Below are 19,253 nucleotides of genomic sequence, written 5' to 3'. Positions count from 1 at the left end.
TTATTATATAATAGCTAGAAGAGGTAATCTTCTTCTAGCTATTTTTTATTTCCCTTTTGAATAATCAATCGATGAAAAACATTTTTGTAAAAGGACTTGCAACAGCGGCTCTTTGTTCTGTACTTTATGGATTTAATTCGCCAGAAGTTCCTCAGAAACAAAAAGAGAATATTGAAATAGTAGTTAATAGTAACTTATCAATCGAAGAAAAAGTAGATAAGATATTAATGCAGTTAACTTTAGAGGAAAAAGTGGGGCAGATGACTCAGATAACTCTAGATGTTATTACCAAAGGAGAAAGTGTATTTGTAAGTGATGAGCCTTTAGAACTTGACAAAAAGTTACTTGAAGAAGCTATCAAAAAATATAAAATTGGTTCTGTATTAAATACAGCCAATAACAGAGCTCGTACTCCTGAAAAGTGGAATGAAATCATTACACAAATTCAGAAGGTAGCTATGAAAGAAATTGGAGTTCCAGTATTGTATGGTGTAGACGCAATTCACGGTACTACGTATACGGCTGGAGCAACATTTTTTCCACAACAAATTGGTATGGCGGCAACATGGAACCCTGAATTAAACCGTCAGGGGTCTGCAGTAACTGCTTATGAAACTAGAGCTAGTTCAATTCCTTGGGATTTTTCACCGGTTTTAGATATGGGAAGAAACCCAGCATGGCCACGTATTTGGGAAACATACGGTGAAGATGTTTATTTAACATCTCAAATGGGTATTGCTGCAATTGATGGGTACGAAGGAAAAGACAATGATTTGTCAGATCCAACAAAAGTAGCTGCTTGTATCAAACACTTTATTGGTTATGGTAGCGAACGTTCTGGTAAAGATAGAACACCTTCGTATTTACCAGAAATTGAATTAAGAGAGCATTATTTGCCATCGTATAAAGCTGCAATTGATGCAGGAGCTCATACTATCATGATTAATTCTGGAATTATTAACGGAGTGCCAGTTCATGCTAGTTATGAGATGTTGACTAAACTTTTAAAAGAAGAATTAGGCTTTGAAGGTTTAGTAGTTACAGATTGGGCAGATATTGAAAACCTACACAATAGAGATAAAGTTGCTGTATCGCATAAAGAAGCAGTAAAACAATCTATTAATGCAGGGATTGACATGTCGATGGTTCCATATAACTTCGATTTTGCTCCTTACCTTATTGAGTTAGTGAACGAAGGTGAGGTACCAATGTCAAGAATTGACGATGCGGTAAAAAGAATATTAAAAGTGAAAATGGAATTAGGCTTATTCGAAAAGCCTGCTCCTAAAAAAGGAGATTATCCTAAATTTGGAAGCAAAGAGCATGAGCAAATTGCTTATAACGCGGCTTCTGAATCGATCACTTTATTAAAGAATGATAAGGGTGTTTTACCTTTATCAAAAGATTCTAAAATTTTAGTTACAGGCCCTAATGCAAATTCAATGCGTACATTGAACGGCGGGTGGACATACTCTTGGCAAGGTGAAAAAACAGAAGAATTTGCCCAAGATTATAACACAATATTAGAGTCTGTTCAAAATGAATTTGGAAAAGACAATGTGAAATTTGCTTCTGGAGTTGAATATAAGCATGATGGTTTATATCACGAAGAGCAAAATATTGATATTGATGCAGCAGTAAAAGCAGCTGATGGAGTTGATGTAATCTTACTTTGTTTAGGAGAGAATACATATACAGAAACTCCTGGTAACTTACATGATTTGTATATTTCACAAAATCAAAGAAAGTTAGCAGAAGCTCTTGCGAAAACAGGAAAGCCTGTAGTATTGGTATTAAATGAAGGACGACCTCGTTTAATTTCTCAATTTGAAGGGGATATGTCTGCAGTTGTACATACATATTTACCGGGTAATTTTGGTGGAGATGCTTTAGCTGATATTTTATCAGGTGATGTAAATCCAAGTGGTAAATTACCTTATTCATACCCAATGTATCCTAACTCATTAGGAACATATGACCATAAGCCGTCAGAAGCTTCTGAGAAAATGGAAGGTATGTATGATTACAATTCATCTTTACCATTCCAATATCCATTTGGATTTGGTTTAAGTTATACTTCATACCAGTATTCAGATATTAAAATTTCTTCTGCATCAATTCTTCCAAATGCAGATTTTACAGTATCTGTTACTGTAAAGAACACTGGGAAAGTAGAAGGGAAAGAAGTTGTCCAATTGTATACAAAGGACCTTTATGCTTCTATTACGCCAGACAATAAAAGGTTAAGAAGATTTGAAAAAATCACACTTAAGCCAGGAGAATCAAAAGTAGTTACGTTTGAATTGAATGGAAAAGATTTGGCATTTATTGGAGCTGATAATAAAAAAATAGTTGAAGCTGGAGATTTTAGATTAATGATTGGAGATCAATCAACAGAATTTAAAGTTTCTGAATCAGTTTCATTCTAAAGAGAAACACTATTAGAGACAGATGAATAGATTAAAAGAGGAGGTCTCGTAATGAACTTCCTCTTTTTGTGTTTTAAATTAATACTATGAAAAGAATACTACTACTATCTGCAATAGCTAGCTTATTATTGAGCTGTAATCAAAAAAAAGAAACTAAAACAGTAAACAATGTAGCTTCTGATACATCGAGTGAGTATCATTTGGTATGGTCTGATGAATTTAATACAGATGGAATGCCTGATACAACAAAATGGAGTTATGATGTTGAAGGAAATAAATGGCAATGGGGTAATAATGAGTTGCAAGCATATACAGCTAATAGGTCTCAAAATGTAAAAATTACTAATGGAGTATTAGAAATTACCGCTATCAAAGAAAAATATAATGACCCTATTTCTACTAAAACATTTGATTATACATCAACTAGATTAGTCTCTCAAAATAAAGGAGATTGGTTATACGGTAAATTTGTAATTAGAGCAAAATTACCATCTGGAAGAGGTACTTGGCCTGCAATATGGATGTTGCCTACAGATTGGAAGTACGGTAAATGGCCCAATAGTGGCGAAATTGATATTATGGAGCATGTAGGCTATGAGAAAGATAGTATTTATGCTTCTGCTCATACAGCCTCTTATCATCATTCAATAGGGACTAATAAAACGAAAGCAATTGCTATTAAAGATGCTGAAAGTGAGTTCCATGAATACATTGTAGAATGGGGACCAGAAGAATACAGTGTCTTTGTAGATGATCAAAAATATTTCACTTTTAAAAATGAGCACAATTCGTATAAAGAATGGCCTTATGATCAAAGATTCCATATGATTCTTAACCTTGCTGTTGGAGGAATGTGGGGAGGATTGAAAGGTATAGATGAAGCCATCTGGCCACAGACACTTTATATTGATTATGTTAGAGTATATCAGAAATAATTAAGCTACGCTATGAAAAACTTACTTTTAACTTTACTTACTATATTACCATTAACCATTTTTGCTCAAGATGATTGCTATGAAATGGTATGGTCTGACGAGTTTAATTACTCAGGCGCACCTGACACTGAAAAGTGGGGTTATGATACAGGAGGCGATGGCTGGGGTAATAACGAAGATCAGTATTATACTGATCGCCTAACCAATGCTCAAGTAGCTGGAGGAAAATTAAAAATTACGGCTAGGAAAGAAGATTTTGGTGGTAAATATTATACTTCTGCCCGTTTAGTTTCTAAAGGCAAAGGAGATTGGTTGTATGGTAAAATTGTAGTTAGAGCAAAATTACCAAAAGGGCAGGGTACTTGGCCTGCAATATGGATGTTACCAACAGATTGGGAATATGGTGGCTGGCCATCTAGTGGTGAAATTGATATTATGGAGCATGTTGGTTACGATCCAAATGTTGTTCATGGTACTGTACATACAGAATCTTATCATCATTCAATAAACACTCAAGTTGGTAAACATATTGATATAAGTGACGCAACAACTAATTACCACGATTATATTTTAGAGTGGGATGAGGATAAAATTAAATTATTTGTAGACGAAGAGAACTACTTTACTTTTACAAAACATGGAACTTATAAAGAGTGGCCATTTGATAAACAATTTCATTTACTTTTAAACATTGCAATGGGTGGTAATTGGGGTTCTGTTGGAGGTCCTACTGATGATACAGCCTTGCCTGCAACAATGGAAATTGATTATGTGAGGGTTTATCAAAATACAACTCCTCAAATGTCTATTAAAGGGGCCTCTTTTGCAGATAAGTCTACAACAGAAACTTATACTGTTGATGGTGTAAATGGTGTTGTTACATGGGAAGTGCCAAATGGGGCTTCTATTGTAAATGGGCAATCTACTAATACAATTACTGTAGAATGGTCTGACAGTGCCGAGAGTGGAGAATTAAAGGCTTCAGTAGTGGGAAATTGTGATACATATACTTCTACATTTAATGTGAAAATAATTCAAGGAATGCCTACTTCACCACAAGTTTCTTTTGCTCCAGTAAATGAAAATGGAGCTTCAGCTTGGAGTGTTCCTGAAGCTTTTGAAGGTGCTTTTTCTTTAAATGGAAGTGATACAGTAAGCTGCGTTTTATTTGATGTAGAAGACCCTGGAGTGAACCCATATATCTTCTATACTTTTGATGAAATCTATGATTTAAATGATCATGTAAACTTTACAATTGATTTAAAATTTAAAGATGGTTTATTCCCTGATCAAATGAGAGTTGATTTACTGAATGAGAGTGGAAACGACATTAGTGGAGATAATTTTAGAATAAGATCTGATGCTATGCAAGTTGATTGTAATATATGGAGATACACGTATTCTTTTGATCCATCTACTATGAATTTAAATAGAGTTGGAGGAGTTAAATTATATATTAATTATGGTTTCTCTTCGGCAATGAGAGGAGGGATAGAAATATCAGATTTTACCTTTAATACAGTGGTGAAAAATGATGAACAAATATCAAATGATAATTCATGCGGTTGTATTGATGACATTCCATTATCAGCAGGTGGTTTTATAGAAACAAAATATGTTATCGCTCCAAATCCATCAAAATCGAATCAAACATTAACAATATTCGGCAGTAGTGTGCGCGATGTGTCTTTATTTGATCTACAAGGTAGATTGATTATTGAGTATACAGAGGTGAGTCAAAATAAAATAGTTTTACCTCATCTATCTAAAGGTATTTATGCAATTAGAGTTGTTGGCCAGCAAGGTACTTATACAACTCAGTTATTAATTAATTAGCATTAAGACCCTTAACTTAAAAGCTATCAATTTATTTGGTAGCTTTTTTTATGTCTAAAATTTAAGTGAAATAAATATGTATGTAGAGTATTAGAAGGATATATAAATTTGTTGTTTACAACGAGTACACTTCCTTTTAAGGTTTTATGTGCCTTAATTTAAAATATGATTAAAACAAAAAAGGCCACTATCGTTAAATAGTGACCTTTATATATTTTAGCAAGCAAACTTAGTTGCTGTTATTGCTTTTTAACTTACGCTTAGTTTCTGTAACCTCGAATGCTTCGATAACGTCACCAACTTTAATGTCAGAGTACTTTTCGATACTCAAACCACATTCGTAACCGAATTTAACTTCAGCCACATCGTCTTTGAAACGTTTCAGTGCACCAATAGAACCACCTTCGCTACCGCCGTAGATAACTACGCCGTCACGGATAATACGTATTTTCGAGTTACGCTTGATGTAACCATCTGTAACGTAACAACCTGCAACAGTACCAACTTTAGTAATTTTGAATACATCACGTACTTCAACATTACCAACGATTTTTTCTTCTAAGTCTGGATCTAATAGACCTTCCATAGCGTCTTTAACATCGTCGATAGCGTTATAGATTACTGAGTAATGACGTACTTCAATACCTTCTTTCTCAGCAAGTATTCTTGCATTCTTAGTTGGACGAACTTGGAAACCAATGATTAGAGTAGGGTTTTCCTTATCAGCAGCAGCCAATAGGATATCTGACTCAGTCAAGGCTCCAACAGCTTTATGGATAATTCTAACTTCTACTTCATCGTTAGATAATTTCAATAATGAATCAGATAGTGCTTCAACAGAACCATCCACATCACCCTTGATAATTAAGTTCAACTGACGAAGTTCTCCTTGTGCTAAACGCTTGAATAGATCAAGGTTAGGACGTTGAGAAGCTCTTAAACTTTGCTCTCTAGCTAATTGCTCACGTCTGTTTGCAATTTCTCTAGCTTCACGTTCAGAATCAAGAACATTTAACTTATCACCAGCTTGAGGAGCACCACTTAAACCTAATACCTGTACAGGAGTTGAAGGTGGAGCTTCTTTCAATCGGTGTCCTCTATGGTCAAGCATTGCTTTCACTTTACCATAGTAACCACCAGCTAGCATTACATCACCAACACGCATAGTACCATTTTGTACTAATACTGTTGCTAAGTAACCACGACCTTTATCAAGAGATGCTTCTACAATTGTACCAGCAGCGTTCTTGTTAGGGTTAGCTTTAAGTTCTAATACTTCAGATTCTAAGATAACACCTTCTAATAAGTCGTCGATACCTTGTCCAGATTTGGCAGAAATTTCAAATACTTGATATTTACCACCCCAATCTTCAACAAGTATATTCATTTGCGATAATTGATTCTTAATATTATCAACGTTCGCATTTGGTTTATCAACTTTGTTGATTGCAATTACAATCGGCACTTCAGCAGATAGTGAATGATTGATTGCTTCTTTTGTTTGCGGCATCACATTATCGTCTGCTGCAATTACAATAATTACAACATCGGTAACTTTAGCACCACGGGCACGCATTGCTGTAAACGCTTCGTGACCTGGTGTATCTAAGAATGCGATACGTTTTCCAGATTTAGTAGTCACATCGTATGCACCAATGTGCTGTGTGATACCACCTGCTTCACCATCAGCTACGTTTTCGTTACGGATATAATCAAGTAATGATGTTTTACCGTGGTCAACGTGACCCATGATTGTTACAATTGGAGCTCTTTCCTGTAAATCTTCTGGCTTGTCTTCTTTTTCAAGAGGAGCATCAATTTCTTCTTCAGCAGAAGTAAATTTAGCCTCAAAGTTAAATTCAGTAGTAATTAACTCAATTGTTTCTTTATCTAAACGCTGGTTGATAGAGATGAACATACCATTGTTCATGCAAGTCATAATAATATCACTTACACTAATATCCATCATTGTTGCTAAATCATTTGTAGAAATGAATTCAGTAACTGTAATGATGTGTTGTTCTGCTGCCTCTTTCTGTAAACGTGCTTCGTTTTCAGCTTCACGCTTACTACGTTTAGCTTGCTTATGTTTACCACGAGTAGATTTAAACCCTGATTGGTTTAATTGAGAGTTTGCACGTTTCATTCCAGATTGGATATCTTTTTCAGATACCTTACCCTTCTTAGCTCCTCCTTTTTTCTTATTGTTACCGCTTCTGCTTGATTGAGCATCTGCGTTACGGAATGTCTTTTCTCCAGTGCCTTGTCCTTGACCTTGTCCACCTTGACGGTTACCGCCACCTTGTCCAGGTCCTCTATTTCCTTGTCCAGGTCCACGGTTTCCGCCTTGACCTTGACCACCTTGGCGATTACCACCACCTTGACCTTGTCCTTGACCACCACGGTTTCCACCTTGTCCTTGTCCAGGTCCACGGTTTCCGCCTTGACCCTGACCACCTTGACGATTACCGCCACCTTGACCTTGTCCTTGACCACCACGGTTTCCACCTTGACGATTACCACCTTGACCTTGTTGGCCTTGTGGTCCTTTACCGTCAGAGTTTCCAACAGGAACGCGTTTTCTCTTACGTTTCTTTTGAGCGTTTTTATCATCAGAAGAAGCAACCGGTTTTGGTTTTTTCTTACGACGGTTCTCAAAAGATGAAAGATCTACCTTACCAACAACAGTAAGTCCTTTCAATTCGTCAGCTTTTGCACTAATAGCTGCTTTGTTTTCGCCTGCTGTAGCCTCTTCATTAGTAGGGGCTGGCGCTTTTACCTCGGTAGTAGCCTCTTTTGGCTTATTAGCCTTCTCAACCTTTTGAGCAGGCTTTCCTTTGTTTTCTTGTTTCTTCACTTCTTGCTTTGGTTGCTCTGGCTTAGTTTCCTGAGCTTTTGTTGCTTTCGCAGGAGAAGCTTTAGGTTCTTCTTTTTGAACCGGTTTTTTAGCTTCTACTTTTGGTTTTTCCGCTTTAACAGCAGGTTTTGTAGCTTCTGCTTTAGGGGCAGGAGCTGGTTTATCTTTAGCAGGAGCTTGAGGTTTTTTAGCTGTAGGTTTCTTTTCAACTTTTTTAGGAGTTTCAAGATCCATTTTACCAACAACTTTTAAACCTGGACGTCCGCTGAATGCTTCCGGCTCAGGCTTTTGCTCTGCAGGTTTTTCTTTCTTAGGATTCGAAGAGGTTTTTTCAGATGGAGCAGAATTTTTAATGATCAGATGATCGTCCTCTTTGTTCTCTGTTTTTGGACCTTTCTTTTTCTTAGATTCAATCACAGTATTTCCTACTTGAGACGAAATAGAGATTTGAGATGCTTCTGCTTTCTCTTGCATAGATTTAGCATTCATCTTTTTCAGCATTTCGAAATGCTCCTGCGTAATCTTAGCATTTGGAGACGAAGATTCGATAGCGATATTCTTCTTCTTCAATTGCTCGACTAGCGTTGAGTGTCCAACGTTTAATTTTTTGGCCGCTTGGCCTATTCTGATCATTTTTTGATCTGCCATATATTCCTTTTCGTAATACTTTGTTCGTAATTATTGCTTCACAGCAATCAAATTATAAGCGAAATGCTTTGAGGAGCAATTCAATGACGAACCCATACACGTGAACACTCCTAGAGTGCAAAGATATAAGTTTGTTTCATAAAACTTAAATTTAATTGTAATAGATGTCTACCTTTTTGCACTTATTATTGTTATTCTTCAAAAATGAGCACTTAAACGCAAGATGTTTACAATTATTTTGATTGCTTTTCTTCTTTTTATAACAAAAAAGGAGGTCATAAAATTTATGACCTCCCAATATTATTACAATTCTATCAATTATAAATCTTCTATTTGGAAGTATTCATAATATAAAAACCGAACTTATTTTTTAATTACTTGAAGAACTTCGTCTACAGTCTCATCTTCTAAGTCTGTTTTTTCAATTACTTCTTCTCTTGAAATAGCAAGAACAGCTTCAACAGTTCCAAGACCTACTTGCTTGAATTCATCGATGATCCATTCCTCAATATCAGAGGCAAAGTTACCTAGATCTACACCTTCAGCAACAACTGTTTCTTTAGTTTCTGCTGCAGTTGGAGTTGGAGTAGGTGTTTCGAAGTCCTCATCGTCCATGTCGCCAGAGTAATCAACTTCGATTTCTTCATCATCGTTGTTTTCTACGTTTTTAGGAGCGTGATCTTCTTCAAATTCTTTACGAAGTGTATGCATAATTGCAAGTACCATCTCTTCTTCAAGATCTGTTCTTGTAACTAATTCATTTACTTCATGATCTAGAACAGCTTTAGCAGTGTCTAAACCAATATTCTTTAATTCCATTAGCATCCAATCATCGAATACATCATTGAATTCCATCAAATCAATATCGAAGTCTTCTACTTCATGCTCTTGTAACTCTCTGAATACATCAATTTCGTATCCAACTAGCATAGAAGCTAATTTAATGTTTTGGCCACCTTTACCAATTGCCAAAGAAACTTGGTCTTTTGGTAAAACTACTTCAACACGTTTTTCATCTTCATTAATCTTAACTGTATTAATGTGAGCAGGGCTTAAAGAACGTCTAATTAATAAATCAAGATTATCAGTGTAATTAATTACATCAATATTCTCATTTTGTAATTCACGTACAATAGAGTGGATACGTGATCCTCTCATACCTACACATGCTCCAACAGGGTCGATACGATCATCAAATGATTCAACAGAAACTTTTGCTCTTTCACCTGGCTCACGCACGATATTTTTAATAGCGATTAAGCCATCAAAAATTTCTGGAACTTCTTGTTCAAACAGAAGGCGTAAGAAAAGAGGAGAAGTACGTGATAAAACAATCTTTGGATTGTTGTTATTCATTTCTACTCTATCAATTACGGCACGTATATGATCACCTTTTCTGTAACGATCTTTAGAGATCATTTCAGTTCTTGGTAAAGATAGTTCGTTGTCGTCTTGGTCCATAATAATTAACTCACGGCCTAAAGTTTGGTAAACTTCACCCATGATTAATTCACCAACACGTTCTTTGTATTGATCAAAGAGTACTTTTTTCTCTAGGTCTTTCACTTTTTGAATAAGTGTCTGACGAGCAGTTTGTACCATTCTTCTACCAAAGAAATCAATTTCTACAGCTTCAGCAACTTCTTCGTCAACTTCAAAATCTTCTTCGATTTTTTTAGCGTCAGTTAAATGGATTTGAGTTTGAGCATCAAATTCTTCTGCATCATCTGCAACAATTTGACGGTATCTCCAAATTTCCAAGTCACCAGCATCAACGTTAATAATTACGTCAAATGTAGCGTCGTCACCATATTGTTTACGAATCATTGTTTTAAAAACATCCTCCAATATTTTAATCATTGTAGGACGGTCAATGCCTTTCATCTTGGCAAATTCCTTAAACGATTCGATGAGTTCCATGCTGTTCATATCTGCAACTGTTTTGTTTTATTTTTATAAGGTTTAATTATTTGAAAGAAACTTCAACTACAGTGTTGTCAATGTCGTTGAATGGGATGTCCATTTCTTTAATTTCTACCTTCTTTTTTCCTTTTTCTTTTACTTCAGCATCAATTATTATGCTTTCTTCTTTTACTTCTTTCAAAGTACCAGTGAATTTTGTCTCGTTGTTTCTCGTAACTGTAATTTTACGATCAACATTCTTAACATATTGTCTGTGTAACTCTAGTGGTTCACCAACACCAGCCGAAGTTACTTCAAATTGATATTCGTCGTCTTTAATCAAGTCTCTCTCATCAAGTTCGTGACCTACTTCTCTTGATACTTTAGTTACTTGCTCAATAGTGACCCCGTTGTCGCCATCTAAAATTATTAAAACTTTTAAACGACGAGCACCTTTTGCCTCTACTTTAACAACATATAAGGATTCATCCGGTAAATGTTGCTCAACGATTTTTTTTATCTGTGCGGCTAATTCCATACACTTTTCAGCTTCAAATTTGAAAACAATTAGGTTTTGATGAAAAAACATTCAATTCTATCATCAAAGTGTGAAAGTAATTAATTTATTATTTGATTGAAAATCAGTTAAGTATAATTAATCATTTTCTGCATCATTAAAAAAAAGCAAACAAAAAAGGGAGCTAAATTTGCTCCCTTCTAGATGCTTTTCGTGATGTTGACACAAAGATACTTATTACAATCAATTTTGCAATAAGTTTTTCTTAATTTCTTAATTTGATAACATAATCTGCTACGGCATCAAGTTGTTCTTTAGATAAATCTTTCTCGTTAAATTTAAACATCACACCTTTACCATTTCTAACAATATGCTCTATTCCGCCTTTATCAAGCTTACTTTCTGATAATTTTGGAGCATCACTTCTTTGAGCATCTCCATCAATACCATGACATTGTGAACATTTCTTAGTGAATAATTCTTTGCCATTATGAACAGCTGAAATACTTTCTGTTCCTCCTGTCATAAGTTTTTTAGCTTTAGCTCGGTGCATTTCAGCCATTCCGTATGCCATAACTAAGCATAAAACAGAAAGTACCATAAGTACTTTGTTGTATTTTTTTGTAGCAATTACAGCTAATGGAATTGATGCAACAACTAAAGCGAATTTAATTCCTAACAAAGGAGTATATGTAGGCATAATTGTTAACAAATATACTCCAGTGGCTAAAAACAAAGATGAAACAATCATTTCAGGAACTTTGATAGCTTTGGCGAATTTTTGAAAAGCATCTTGCCCAACAAACATTAGTACAGCCTTAATTATATAGATTAATAAAAAGGTCGAAACAATAATTCTGTGTATAAGAAGTAAATCCATGATTTGTTAGATGTTACGTTTAATTAGTATTAAAAAAAGTGATCGCACTTGATCGGTATCTATTTGGCTGCAATATGCATTATAATTTTTTAAAATACAGAAGTTTTGGTGATATAGATCACTGTAATAATTCCAACTTGCTGTAATTGAAAATGTTTTGTTAGTCTTGGTACTCTAAAGCTGAAATAATTTGTGCAAGTTCATTTCCAACTTGAGATCCAATTGCTACACCCATTCCACCCATTCTAACTCCAATAGCTATTCTGTCTGAAAGTAATTTGATGATTGGCATTTTTTTATCACCAAACGCCATAATTCCAGCCCATTTCATGTCAACTTTATATGGAATGTCTGGTAATATTGTCTCATTCAATATAGAAATAAGATTTTCAATAATGGGTTTGGTAGTTTTTAATTCGGTGGTTGTTTCTCCTTTATAATCTAAATGTCTTCCTCCACCAATTAAAATTCTATCGCCATAATTTCTAAAGTAATAATAGCCTCTATCCATATGGAAAGTGCCTTTAAACGGAAGGTTTGAGATAGGGTGTGTTATTAATACTTGGCCTCTACCTGGAATTACTTCTAACTGAGGCAGTAACTGTTGAGTAAATGCATTTACACAAATACAGCATTTATCAGCATAGAAATCTATCTTTTTCCTATTGTTATAACTAGAACAAACAACTCTATCACCAAGATCATAAAATTCTTCTATCTCTGTTCCGGTAATAATTTCAATATCTAATTGCCTTACAATTTTAAGTAATGCAGACATCATTTTGCCTGTATGTATCTGCCCTTCATACTTATTAAAAAGCAACTTCTGAACTTTTTCTTTATTGAAACCAAATGTATCAATATCTTCAGAGCGGTCAGAAAATACATTGTCGTTAAAAATAGGATAGAGCATCTCATTAATCTCTTCCATTCGGTTAACGTAGTGTGTTTGCTCTTCTGTAATCAATTCATAGCCACCTAATTGTTGGAAGTCTAAAGCATTATCACCAAGTTTATTTCTAAGGTTCTTTAATCCTTTAAATCTTTTTTCTACAATTGATATTACCTCTTCTTTAGGCATACTTTCTAAGTCGTCACAAATTTCTGTAAGACTTCCGAAACAGGCAAAGCCAGCATTTTTTGTGCTAGCACCAGAGGGTAATGTTCCTTTTTCTACAATTAAAACACGGTTGTTAGGGTGTTTTTCTTTATATTCTATCGCAGTAGTCAAGCCTACAATTCCACTTCCAATAACTATTAAGTTGTAATGTGTAAAAGTGTCTTTTTCCCAAAAGCTTATCATATGTGTTGAGTAGTATTGTCTGAATTGGTTGTTTTTTTGTTATGTTATTGCAAAATAAGAAACATCACGCTAAATAAATAGAAAAATTTTATGGCAACGAGTATCATTAGAAAAGGTAAAGGAGTTCGTTTAAGAGAAGTTTCTGACGTTAAACTTGATAAAATTAAAATTGGGTTAGGTTGGGAATTAAGAAAAGGAGGGCATTTAGATTTAGATGCTTCTGTATTTTTATTAGGCGAAGATGGTAAATTACCTAGTGATGAGTACTTCGTGTTTTATAATAATTTAGAGTCGCCAGATGGAATGGTAAAACACAAAGGCGATAATAGAGTAGGTGATGCTGAGGGTGATGATGAAGAAATTTTATTGAACTTACCTTATATCTCTCCATCGGTTAAAGAATTGGTGTTTGTTGTTAGTATTTATGATGCTCAAAATAGACGACACAATTTTGGTAATCTAAAAGAGGCATATATTAGGGTAGTGAATTTAAAAAATAGTCAGGAGATTTTAAATTTTGATTTAGATGCTGATTATGGTGATGACACTGAGGTTGAATTTGCAAAAATGAGGAGAGAAGATGAAGGTTGGCGGTTTATACCTACAGGTATAGGAACTAAAATTGGTTTACAAGGATATGTGGATAAGTATATTCCTGAATTATAAAAAAAATTGGCTTACTAATCAAAAATTATCATCTTCGCAGAAAATTACTTATTTGTAGCATGATGAATTCCATATCAGACTACATGAATTAAGAAACCATACTATGTATTTCTGTATTATAGGATGAATATTGAACCTTTAATTCAGAAATTACCTTTATACTAAACGAAAATCCATCACTATTTAAACCATATAAACATGAAAGTTGGAATTATCAAAGAGGGGAAAGTGCCTCAGGATAAAAGAGTTGCACTAACACCTGCTCAATGTGAAGAAGTATTAGAAAAATACCCAAACGTAGAAATTTACGTTCAGAAAAGCCCTATTCGTTGTTACGAAGATAAAGAGTATGAAGAAATGGGTATTGCAGTGGTAGATAGTGTAGAAGATTGCGATATATTATTAGGCATTAAAGAAGTACCTATTAAAGAGCTGATACCTAATAAAAAGTATTTCTTCTTTTCGCACACAATCAAAAAGCAGCCATATAATAGAGAATTGTTAAATGCGATTCTTGATAATAATATATCAATTGCAGATTATGAAGTGTTGACTAAAGAAGATGGCTCAAGAGTTATTGCTTTTGGTCGTTTTGCAGGTTTAGTTGGTGCTTACAATGGTTTATTGGCGTATGGTAAACGTCATAAATCTTTTGATTTAAAACCAGCACATTTATGTCATGATTTGAATGAATTATGGATCGAATGTAAAAAAGTAAAATTACCTTCTGATTTTAAAATTGTATTAACGGGTAGTGGTCGTGTTTCTAACGGAGCCGTTGAAACACTTTTAGCTGCAGGAGTTAAAAAGGTAAGTAAAGAAGATTATTTAAATCAGACTTTTGATTATCCAGTTTTTGTGCAATTAAGATCAAAAGATTACCATGAAAAGAAAGATGGTACTGCTTTTGAAATAAAAGATTTCTTTGCTAATCCAGGTGATTTTAAATCAACTTTTACAGATTTTATTCCAGTATCTAATATGTTAGTTGCGGGGGCATTTTGGCACCCTGCAGCCCCTGTATTATTTACTAGAGAGGATATTTTAAAAGATGATTTTAAGATTGAAGTAATTGCAGATGTAACATGTGATATTGAAGGTTCTATACCTTCTACTTTACAACCATCTACAATTGCAGATCCACTTTATGATTATAACCCAGTTACAGGTAAAGTAGAGAAAGCATTATCTAATGATAAAAACATTACAGTAATGGCAGTTGATAATTTACCAAATGAATTACCAAGAGATGCATCGGAATCTTTTGGACGTCAGATGATTGATAATGTTTTAGAAGATCTTTTTGTAACTAACAAAGGGGTAGTAAGTGGAGCAACAATTACAGAGAATAAAAAATTGACAGATAAGTTTAGCTATTTACAAGGTTACGTAGATGGTAAAGAATAATTGTAAGTAATTATTTCTAAATTTATAAGATGAATCACGTAGTAATTAATTATTACGTGATTTTTTTTGTTGCTGAAAATTAGTGAGTTATAAATAATAGCTTGATTTAATACGATAGATTACTTATTTTATTTACGTATAATTACTTTATTTGTGTGTCGATTGTAAGCGTGTGCATCGAAATTACTTTTCTACTATCATCTATTTAAAACAAACTAATGACTAAATTTTTCACCTTAATTACTATCTTCCTCATGGCACCATTGTGTTCAATTGCTACTGAGGAACAACTGACTGAAGTGCCATCTTCTTACATAAATATGGATACATTGTGGGTATTATTATCTGCTGTATTGGTTTTTTTTATGCAAGCAGGCTTTAAAACGTTAGAAACAGGATTGGTTAAGAAAGAGCATCGAGCAAGTGTAGGTAGCAAAAACTTATTAGACCTCGTAGCTGGTATTGTCGGCTTCTTTTTAGTAGGATTTGGACTAATGTTCGGTACATCTTACTATGGAGTTATTGGAATAGACACAGACCTATTTTTAGGGAACAATTTTGAACATGGTACACTAGGTATTCCTGGGGTAGTATTTTTCTTATTTCAATTAGTATTTGCAGGAACAGCACTTACTATAGTTTCTGGAGCAATGTCTGGAAGAACTGGCTTAGTACCTTACTTTATTGGTTCTATGGTTACAGCCATTATTATTTACCCAATTTTTGGGCACTGGGCTTGGGGTAATCTTTATTACCCTGATAATGGAGCGTGGTTGGCTGATATGGGTTTTATGGATTTTGCAGGCTCAACGGTTGTACACACAGTAGGTGCAACAGTGGGTATTGTAGGTATGATAATGGTTGGCCCAAGATTAGGTCGTTTTGATGCAAAAGGAAATGTTTTACCAGTAAAAGTTTCTGATTATTCATACAGTATTTTAGGAGTAATGTTACTTTGGATTGGCTGGTGGGGCTTTAATGGAGGGAGCACACTATCTTTCTCAATGGATGTTTTTAGTATTATATTAAATACTAACCTAGCAGGTGCTGGAGCTTGTTTAACTGCATTTTTCTTTTGTTACTTTTTTCAAGATCGTTCAGAAGTGATTGAAAAAATGGCCGGTGGAGCATTAACTGGTTTAGTAGCCATAACAGCATGTTGTAATGTTGTATCTCCATTAAATGCTTTAATTATTGGCGGTATCGCAGGTATTATCCATAACCTTGGATACGATCTAATTTTACGAGTTTTTAAATTAGACGATCCCGTAGGTGCAATTCCAGTGCATGGATTTGGAGGTATATTTGGTACCCTTAGTGTTGCAATTTTTGGAAAAGAAGAATTATTACTCTTACCTAGATGGGAGCAATTATTGATTCAAGGAATTGGTATTGAAGTGTGCATTGTATTTACAGCAATTGTATCTATAGTAATGTTTAAAGCTATAAAAGCAATATACGGTTTGAGAGTTTCTCCTGAACAAGAATTAAAAGGAATGCTTTTAGGTAGGAACATGCCAGAGCAATTTTATAATGAAGAAACTATACATAAAGTAAGGTACGTGTCTATGCGTGTATCTGGTAAAGGATATAATTTATTATCATTTAGAGATTTTGTTGACTTCGATACAACTTATAGAAATCAGTTGATAGAAACTGATAGAGTAACTTTTATTGATGATCAAGGAGGTAAAATTGAATATGTAGAAGCAATGAAACAAATTTCATTATACCTTAAAAATAATATAGAAGAGAGATCAATTGCTTAATAATTGACTTTCAAAACTTAAATGGTTGTTATACGATAGGTTATAACAACCATTTTTTTATGAAAAAATTACATAAGTGTAAAAAATACTGTTATTATCCTTTAATTATTATTGATCTTAATAATTTTGATGTAAATTTATATTACCATATATAATAACGCAGATACAAAATCAACTATCAAAATGAATAATTTTAATTCACAATTAATAGACACCATACCGTTAGAAATAGATTTTAGATGGAGTTTACAATTAAAGAGAGGAGTTGTTGAAGTTGCTACTTTTGCATTTAAAGCACTTTCTAATAATGTGAACTTAAGTCGAGAACGAACGGAAAGAATACATAAAGAATTATTGACCAATAACCGTTTTAGAGAAGATTTTGGTATTGAAGATGTAAATTTGAATGAATTGGTAGTCTATAAAGCTCAAGTAGGTACAAATTCTAGAGAATTAGATAGAAAAATGAGAATGTTTAAGCGTTGGGTGATTCAAGCTCAACGAGACGCTCAAAATAAAATTGAGAAATTTTCTCCAACAATTTAATAAAAGAAGGTAATTACAGTAGTAAGTAATTACCTTCTTTTTGCTTAAGTAAATATACGTAATATTGGTTTTTGACTATCTGAGGCCATTTTTTAAGTCCTCTAACTGTTTTTTGGCAGGTTTTGTATTGTTTTAAAAACATCTTTTTAGCTGATAATTCCCCTATATTGTTTTCTATAACCGCCTTAAGTTTGCATATGATCTAAGTATAATTACTTAATTAAATCAAAAACTTAAGCAAATGAAACAATTAATTTACACAGCTCTCATTCTACTTTTAACAACAAGCTTTGAAGTATTTGCACAAGACTTTAAAATGTCTGCAGAAATCCGTCCTCGTTCTGAATTTAGAAACGGATTTAAAAAATTAAGAACAGATTCTTCTACTCCTGCATTTTTTACAGAACAACGCTCAAGATTAAATCTTGATTACTCTTCTGATAAAGTAATCATGCGTTTATCATTACAAGACGTTCGTATGTGGGGTGAAACAGATCAAATTTATAAGCAAGACCCTGCAATGACTACAATTTCTGAAGCATGGGCACAGTATAACTTTACTTCTAAATTTGGTTTAAAAGTTGGTCGTCAAATTATTTCTTATGATAACCAACGTTTTCTAGGTGGTTTAGAATGGGCACAACAAGGAAGAAGACACGATGCCGCATTATTTATATTTGATGATAAGGCAAAGAAGTTTAAAATTCATGCAGGGTTAGCATATAACCAAAATGGTGTTGAGCCTAAAAAAGTTGAAGGTAATGTGTATTTAGGTACAAATAACTATAAAGCAATGCAATACCTGTGGGCACATAAAGATTGGGAAGGTGGAGCCATTTCTGGTTTAGTTTTTAATGAAAGTTATCAATATGGTTCAACTACCGATAGTGTAAGCCAAAGACAAACATTAGGTCTAGTAGGTTCTAAAAAATTCGGTATTCTGAAAGTTGCAGGTGAAGGCTATTACCAAACTGGGCAGAGAGGTACAGCAGATGTGAATGCTTACTTATTAGACTTAAACTTTACTGCAAAAACAAAATTAACTCCAATCACACTTGGTTACCAAATCTTATCAGGTGGCGATCCTGCTTCAGGAGAAGTAACAAACTTTACTCCTGCATATGGTACTAATCATAAATTTAATGGATTTATGGATTACTTCTACGTTGGTAACCCACATAACGATGCAATAGGTAATAATGTAGGATTACAAGATATCTACTTAAATACTCAGTTTAAAATTGGTAAAGGAACTTTAAAAGCTCAATTACACCAGTTTTTAGCAGCAACAGATGTAGTGAAATCTGTTAGTTCAGATGGAGTACAGGAAATTGTTGATGGTAATTTAGGAACTGAAATCGATTTAGTATATGTAAACAAATTAAGTCCTGTAGCAACATTAATGGTGGGTTATTCTCAAATGTTTGCCACTTCTTCTATGGAAGTATTAAAAGGCGGTGATAGTGGATTAATCAATAATTGGGCATTTGTAATGCTGACATTTAAACCTACTCTTTTTAAAACTAAATCAGCAAACTAATCAAACTTTAAAAATCAA

The 19,253-nt window shown here is 34.0% G+C and carries 12 protein-coding genes and 1 pseudogene; 8 read left to right on the top strand and 5 right to left on the bottom strand.

Annotated features, from left to right (window positions below; genetic code table 11):
• The first annotated feature begins 71 nt into the window (after positions 1–71).
• The 3 genes from KM029_RS06830 to KM029_RS27115 all read left to right on the top strand — a co-directional run bounded on the left by KM029_RS06830 (position 72) and on the right by KM029_RS27115 (position 5,200).
• On the top strand, positions 72–2,429 hold the full coding sequence (locus KM029_RS06830; protein ID WP_144072560.1) for a glycoside hydrolase family 3 N-terminal domain-containing protein: 2,358 nt from the start codon (positions 72–74) through the stop codon (positions 2,427–2,429).
• 86 nt (positions 2,430–2,515) lie between these two features.
• Entirely contained in the window at positions 2,516–3,364 is an 849-nt protein-coding gene (locus KM029_RS06825) for a glycoside hydrolase family 16 protein (RefSeq protein ID WP_144072559.1), read from the top strand.
• 12 nt (positions 3,365–3,376) lie between these two features.
• Positions 3,377–5,200: a family 16 glycosylhydrolase gene (locus tag KM029_RS27115; RefSeq protein ID WP_144072558.1), complete on the top strand. Its 1,824-nt coding sequence runs from the start codon at positions 3,377–3,379 to the stop codon at positions 5,198–5,200.
• A gap of 229 nt (positions 5,201–5,429) precedes the next feature.
• Here KM029_RS27115 and infB read toward each other — a convergent pair whose 3' ends face one another.
• The 5 genes and pseudogenes from infB to KM029_RS06795 form a co-directional block, all read right to left on the bottom strand.
• Positions 5,430–8,705: a translation initiation factor IF-2 gene (infB, locus tag KM029_RS06815; protein ID WP_144072557.1), complete on the bottom strand. Its 3,276-nt coding sequence runs from the start codon at positions 8,703–8,705 to the stop codon at positions 5,430–5,432.
• A 684-nt stretch (positions 8,706–9,389) separates the two neighbouring features.
• A pseudogene (gene nusA / locus KM029_RS06810) lies at positions 9,390–10,634 on the bottom strand (transcription termination factor NusA); the annotation flags it as partial.
• Positions 10,635–10,671: 37 nt separating this feature from the next.
• Positions 10,672–11,196, bottom strand: a complete 525-nt coding sequence (locus KM029_RS06805) for a ribosome maturation factor RimP (protein ID WP_144072555.1) — start codon at positions 11,194–11,196, stop codon at positions 10,672–10,674.
• A 193-nt stretch (positions 11,197–11,389) separates the two neighbouring features.
• Complete coding sequence (locus KM029_RS06800; RefSeq protein ID WP_144072554.1) at positions 11,390–12,004, bottom strand: c-type cytochrome; 615 nt, start codon at positions 12,002–12,004, stop codon at positions 11,390–11,392.
• 160 nt (positions 12,005–12,164) lie between these two features.
• Positions 12,165–13,307 carry an NAD(P)/FAD-dependent oxidoreductase gene (locus KM029_RS06795; protein ID WP_144072553.1) on the bottom strand — a complete coding sequence of 381 codons (1,143 nt, stop codon included), beginning with the start codon at positions 13,305–13,307 and terminating at the stop codon, positions 12,165–12,167.
• A gap of 90 nt (positions 13,308–13,397) precedes the next feature.
• Here KM029_RS06795 and KM029_RS06790 point away from each other — a divergent pair, with 90 nt between their 5' ends.
• From KM029_RS06790 to KM029_RS06770, 5 genes are all read left to right on the top strand, one after another.
• On the top strand, positions 13,398–13,973 hold the full coding sequence (locus tag KM029_RS06790; RefSeq protein ID WP_144072552.1) for a TerD family protein: 576 nt from the start codon (positions 13,398–13,400) through the stop codon (positions 13,971–13,973).
• Between the two features lie 198 nt (positions 13,974–14,171).
• Positions 14,172–15,380: an NAD(P)-dependent oxidoreductase gene (locus KM029_RS06785; protein WP_144072551.1), complete on the top strand. Its 1,209-nt coding sequence runs from the start codon at positions 14,172–14,174 to the stop codon at positions 15,378–15,380.
• Between the two features lie 254 nt (positions 15,381–15,634).
• Complete coding sequence (locus KM029_RS06780) at positions 15,635–17,149, top strand: ammonium transporter (protein WP_158630983.1); 1,515 nt, start codon at positions 15,635–15,637, stop codon at positions 17,147–17,149.
• A gap of 183 nt (positions 17,150–17,332) precedes the next feature.
• The gene (locus tag KM029_RS06775; RefSeq protein WP_144072549.1) at positions 17,333–17,695 is read left to right on the top strand and encodes a hypothetical protein; all 363 of its coding nucleotides are present in this window, start codon (positions 17,333–17,335) and stop codon (positions 17,693–17,695) included.
• A 241-nt stretch (positions 17,696–17,936) separates the two neighbouring features.
• A complete protein-coding gene (locus tag KM029_RS06770; RefSeq protein ID WP_144072548.1) occupies positions 17,937–19,235 on the top strand; it encodes an alginate export family protein in 1,299 nt (432 codons plus the stop codon).
• Positions 19,236–19,253: the final 18 nt, after the last annotated feature.

Origin of the sequence: Flammeovirga kamogawensis (genome assembly GCF_018736065.1) — a bacterium.
GTDB lineage: Bacteria > Bacteroidota > Bacteroidia > Cytophagales > Flammeovirgaceae > Flammeovirga > Flammeovirga kamogawensis.
The sequence above is the reverse complement of the archived record's forward strand: the minus strand, read 5'-3'. Positions and strand labels throughout refer to the sequence as shown.

What these genes read in the sequence shown, in the direction of transcription:
- KM029_RS06775 (WP_144072549.1), top strand. Translation starts at nt 17,333, where the DNA reads ATGAATAATTTTAATTCACAATTAATAGACACCATACCGTTAGAAATA.
- KM029_RS06805 (WP_144072555.1), bottom strand. Translation starts at nt 11,196, where the DNA reads ATGTTTTTTCATCAAAACCTAATTGTTTTCAAATTTGAAGCTGAAAAG.
- KM029_RS06795 (WP_144072553.1), bottom strand. Translation starts at nt 13,307, where the DNA reads ATGATAAGCTTTTGGGAAAAAGACACTTTTACACATTACAACTTAATA.
- KM029_RS06830 (WP_144072560.1), top strand. Translation starts at nt 72, where the DNA reads ATGAAAAACATTTTTGTAAAAGGACTTGCAACAGCGGCTCTTTGTTCT.
- KM029_RS06770 (WP_144072548.1), top strand. Translation starts at nt 17,937, where the DNA reads ATGAAACAATTAATTTACACAGCTCTCATTCTACTTTTAACAACAAGC.
- infB (WP_144072557.1), bottom strand. Translation starts at nt 8,705, where the DNA reads ATGGCAGATCAAAAAATGATCAGAATAGGCCAAGCGGCCAAAAAATTA.
- KM029_RS27115 (WP_144072558.1), top strand. Translation starts at nt 3,377, where the DNA reads ATGAAAAACTTACTTTTAACTTTACTTACTATATTACCATTAACCATT.
- KM029_RS06790 (WP_144072552.1), top strand. Translation starts at nt 13,398, where the DNA reads ATGGCAACGAGTATCATTAGAAAAGGTAAAGGAGTTCGTTTAAGAGAA.
- KM029_RS06825 (WP_144072559.1), top strand. Translation starts at nt 2,516, where the DNA reads ATGAAAAGAATACTACTACTATCTGCAATAGCTAGCTTATTATTGAGC.
- KM029_RS06800 (WP_144072554.1), bottom strand. Translation starts at nt 12,004, where the DNA reads ATGGATTTACTTCTTATACACAGAATTATTGTTTCGACCTTTTTATTA.
- KM029_RS06780 (WP_158630983.1), top strand. Translation starts at nt 15,635, where the DNA reads ATGGCACCATTGTGTTCAATTGCTACTGAGGAACAACTGACTGAAGTG.
- KM029_RS06785 (WP_144072551.1), top strand. Translation starts at nt 14,172, where the DNA reads ATGAAAGTTGGAATTATCAAAGAGGGGAAAGTGCCTCAGGATAAAAGA.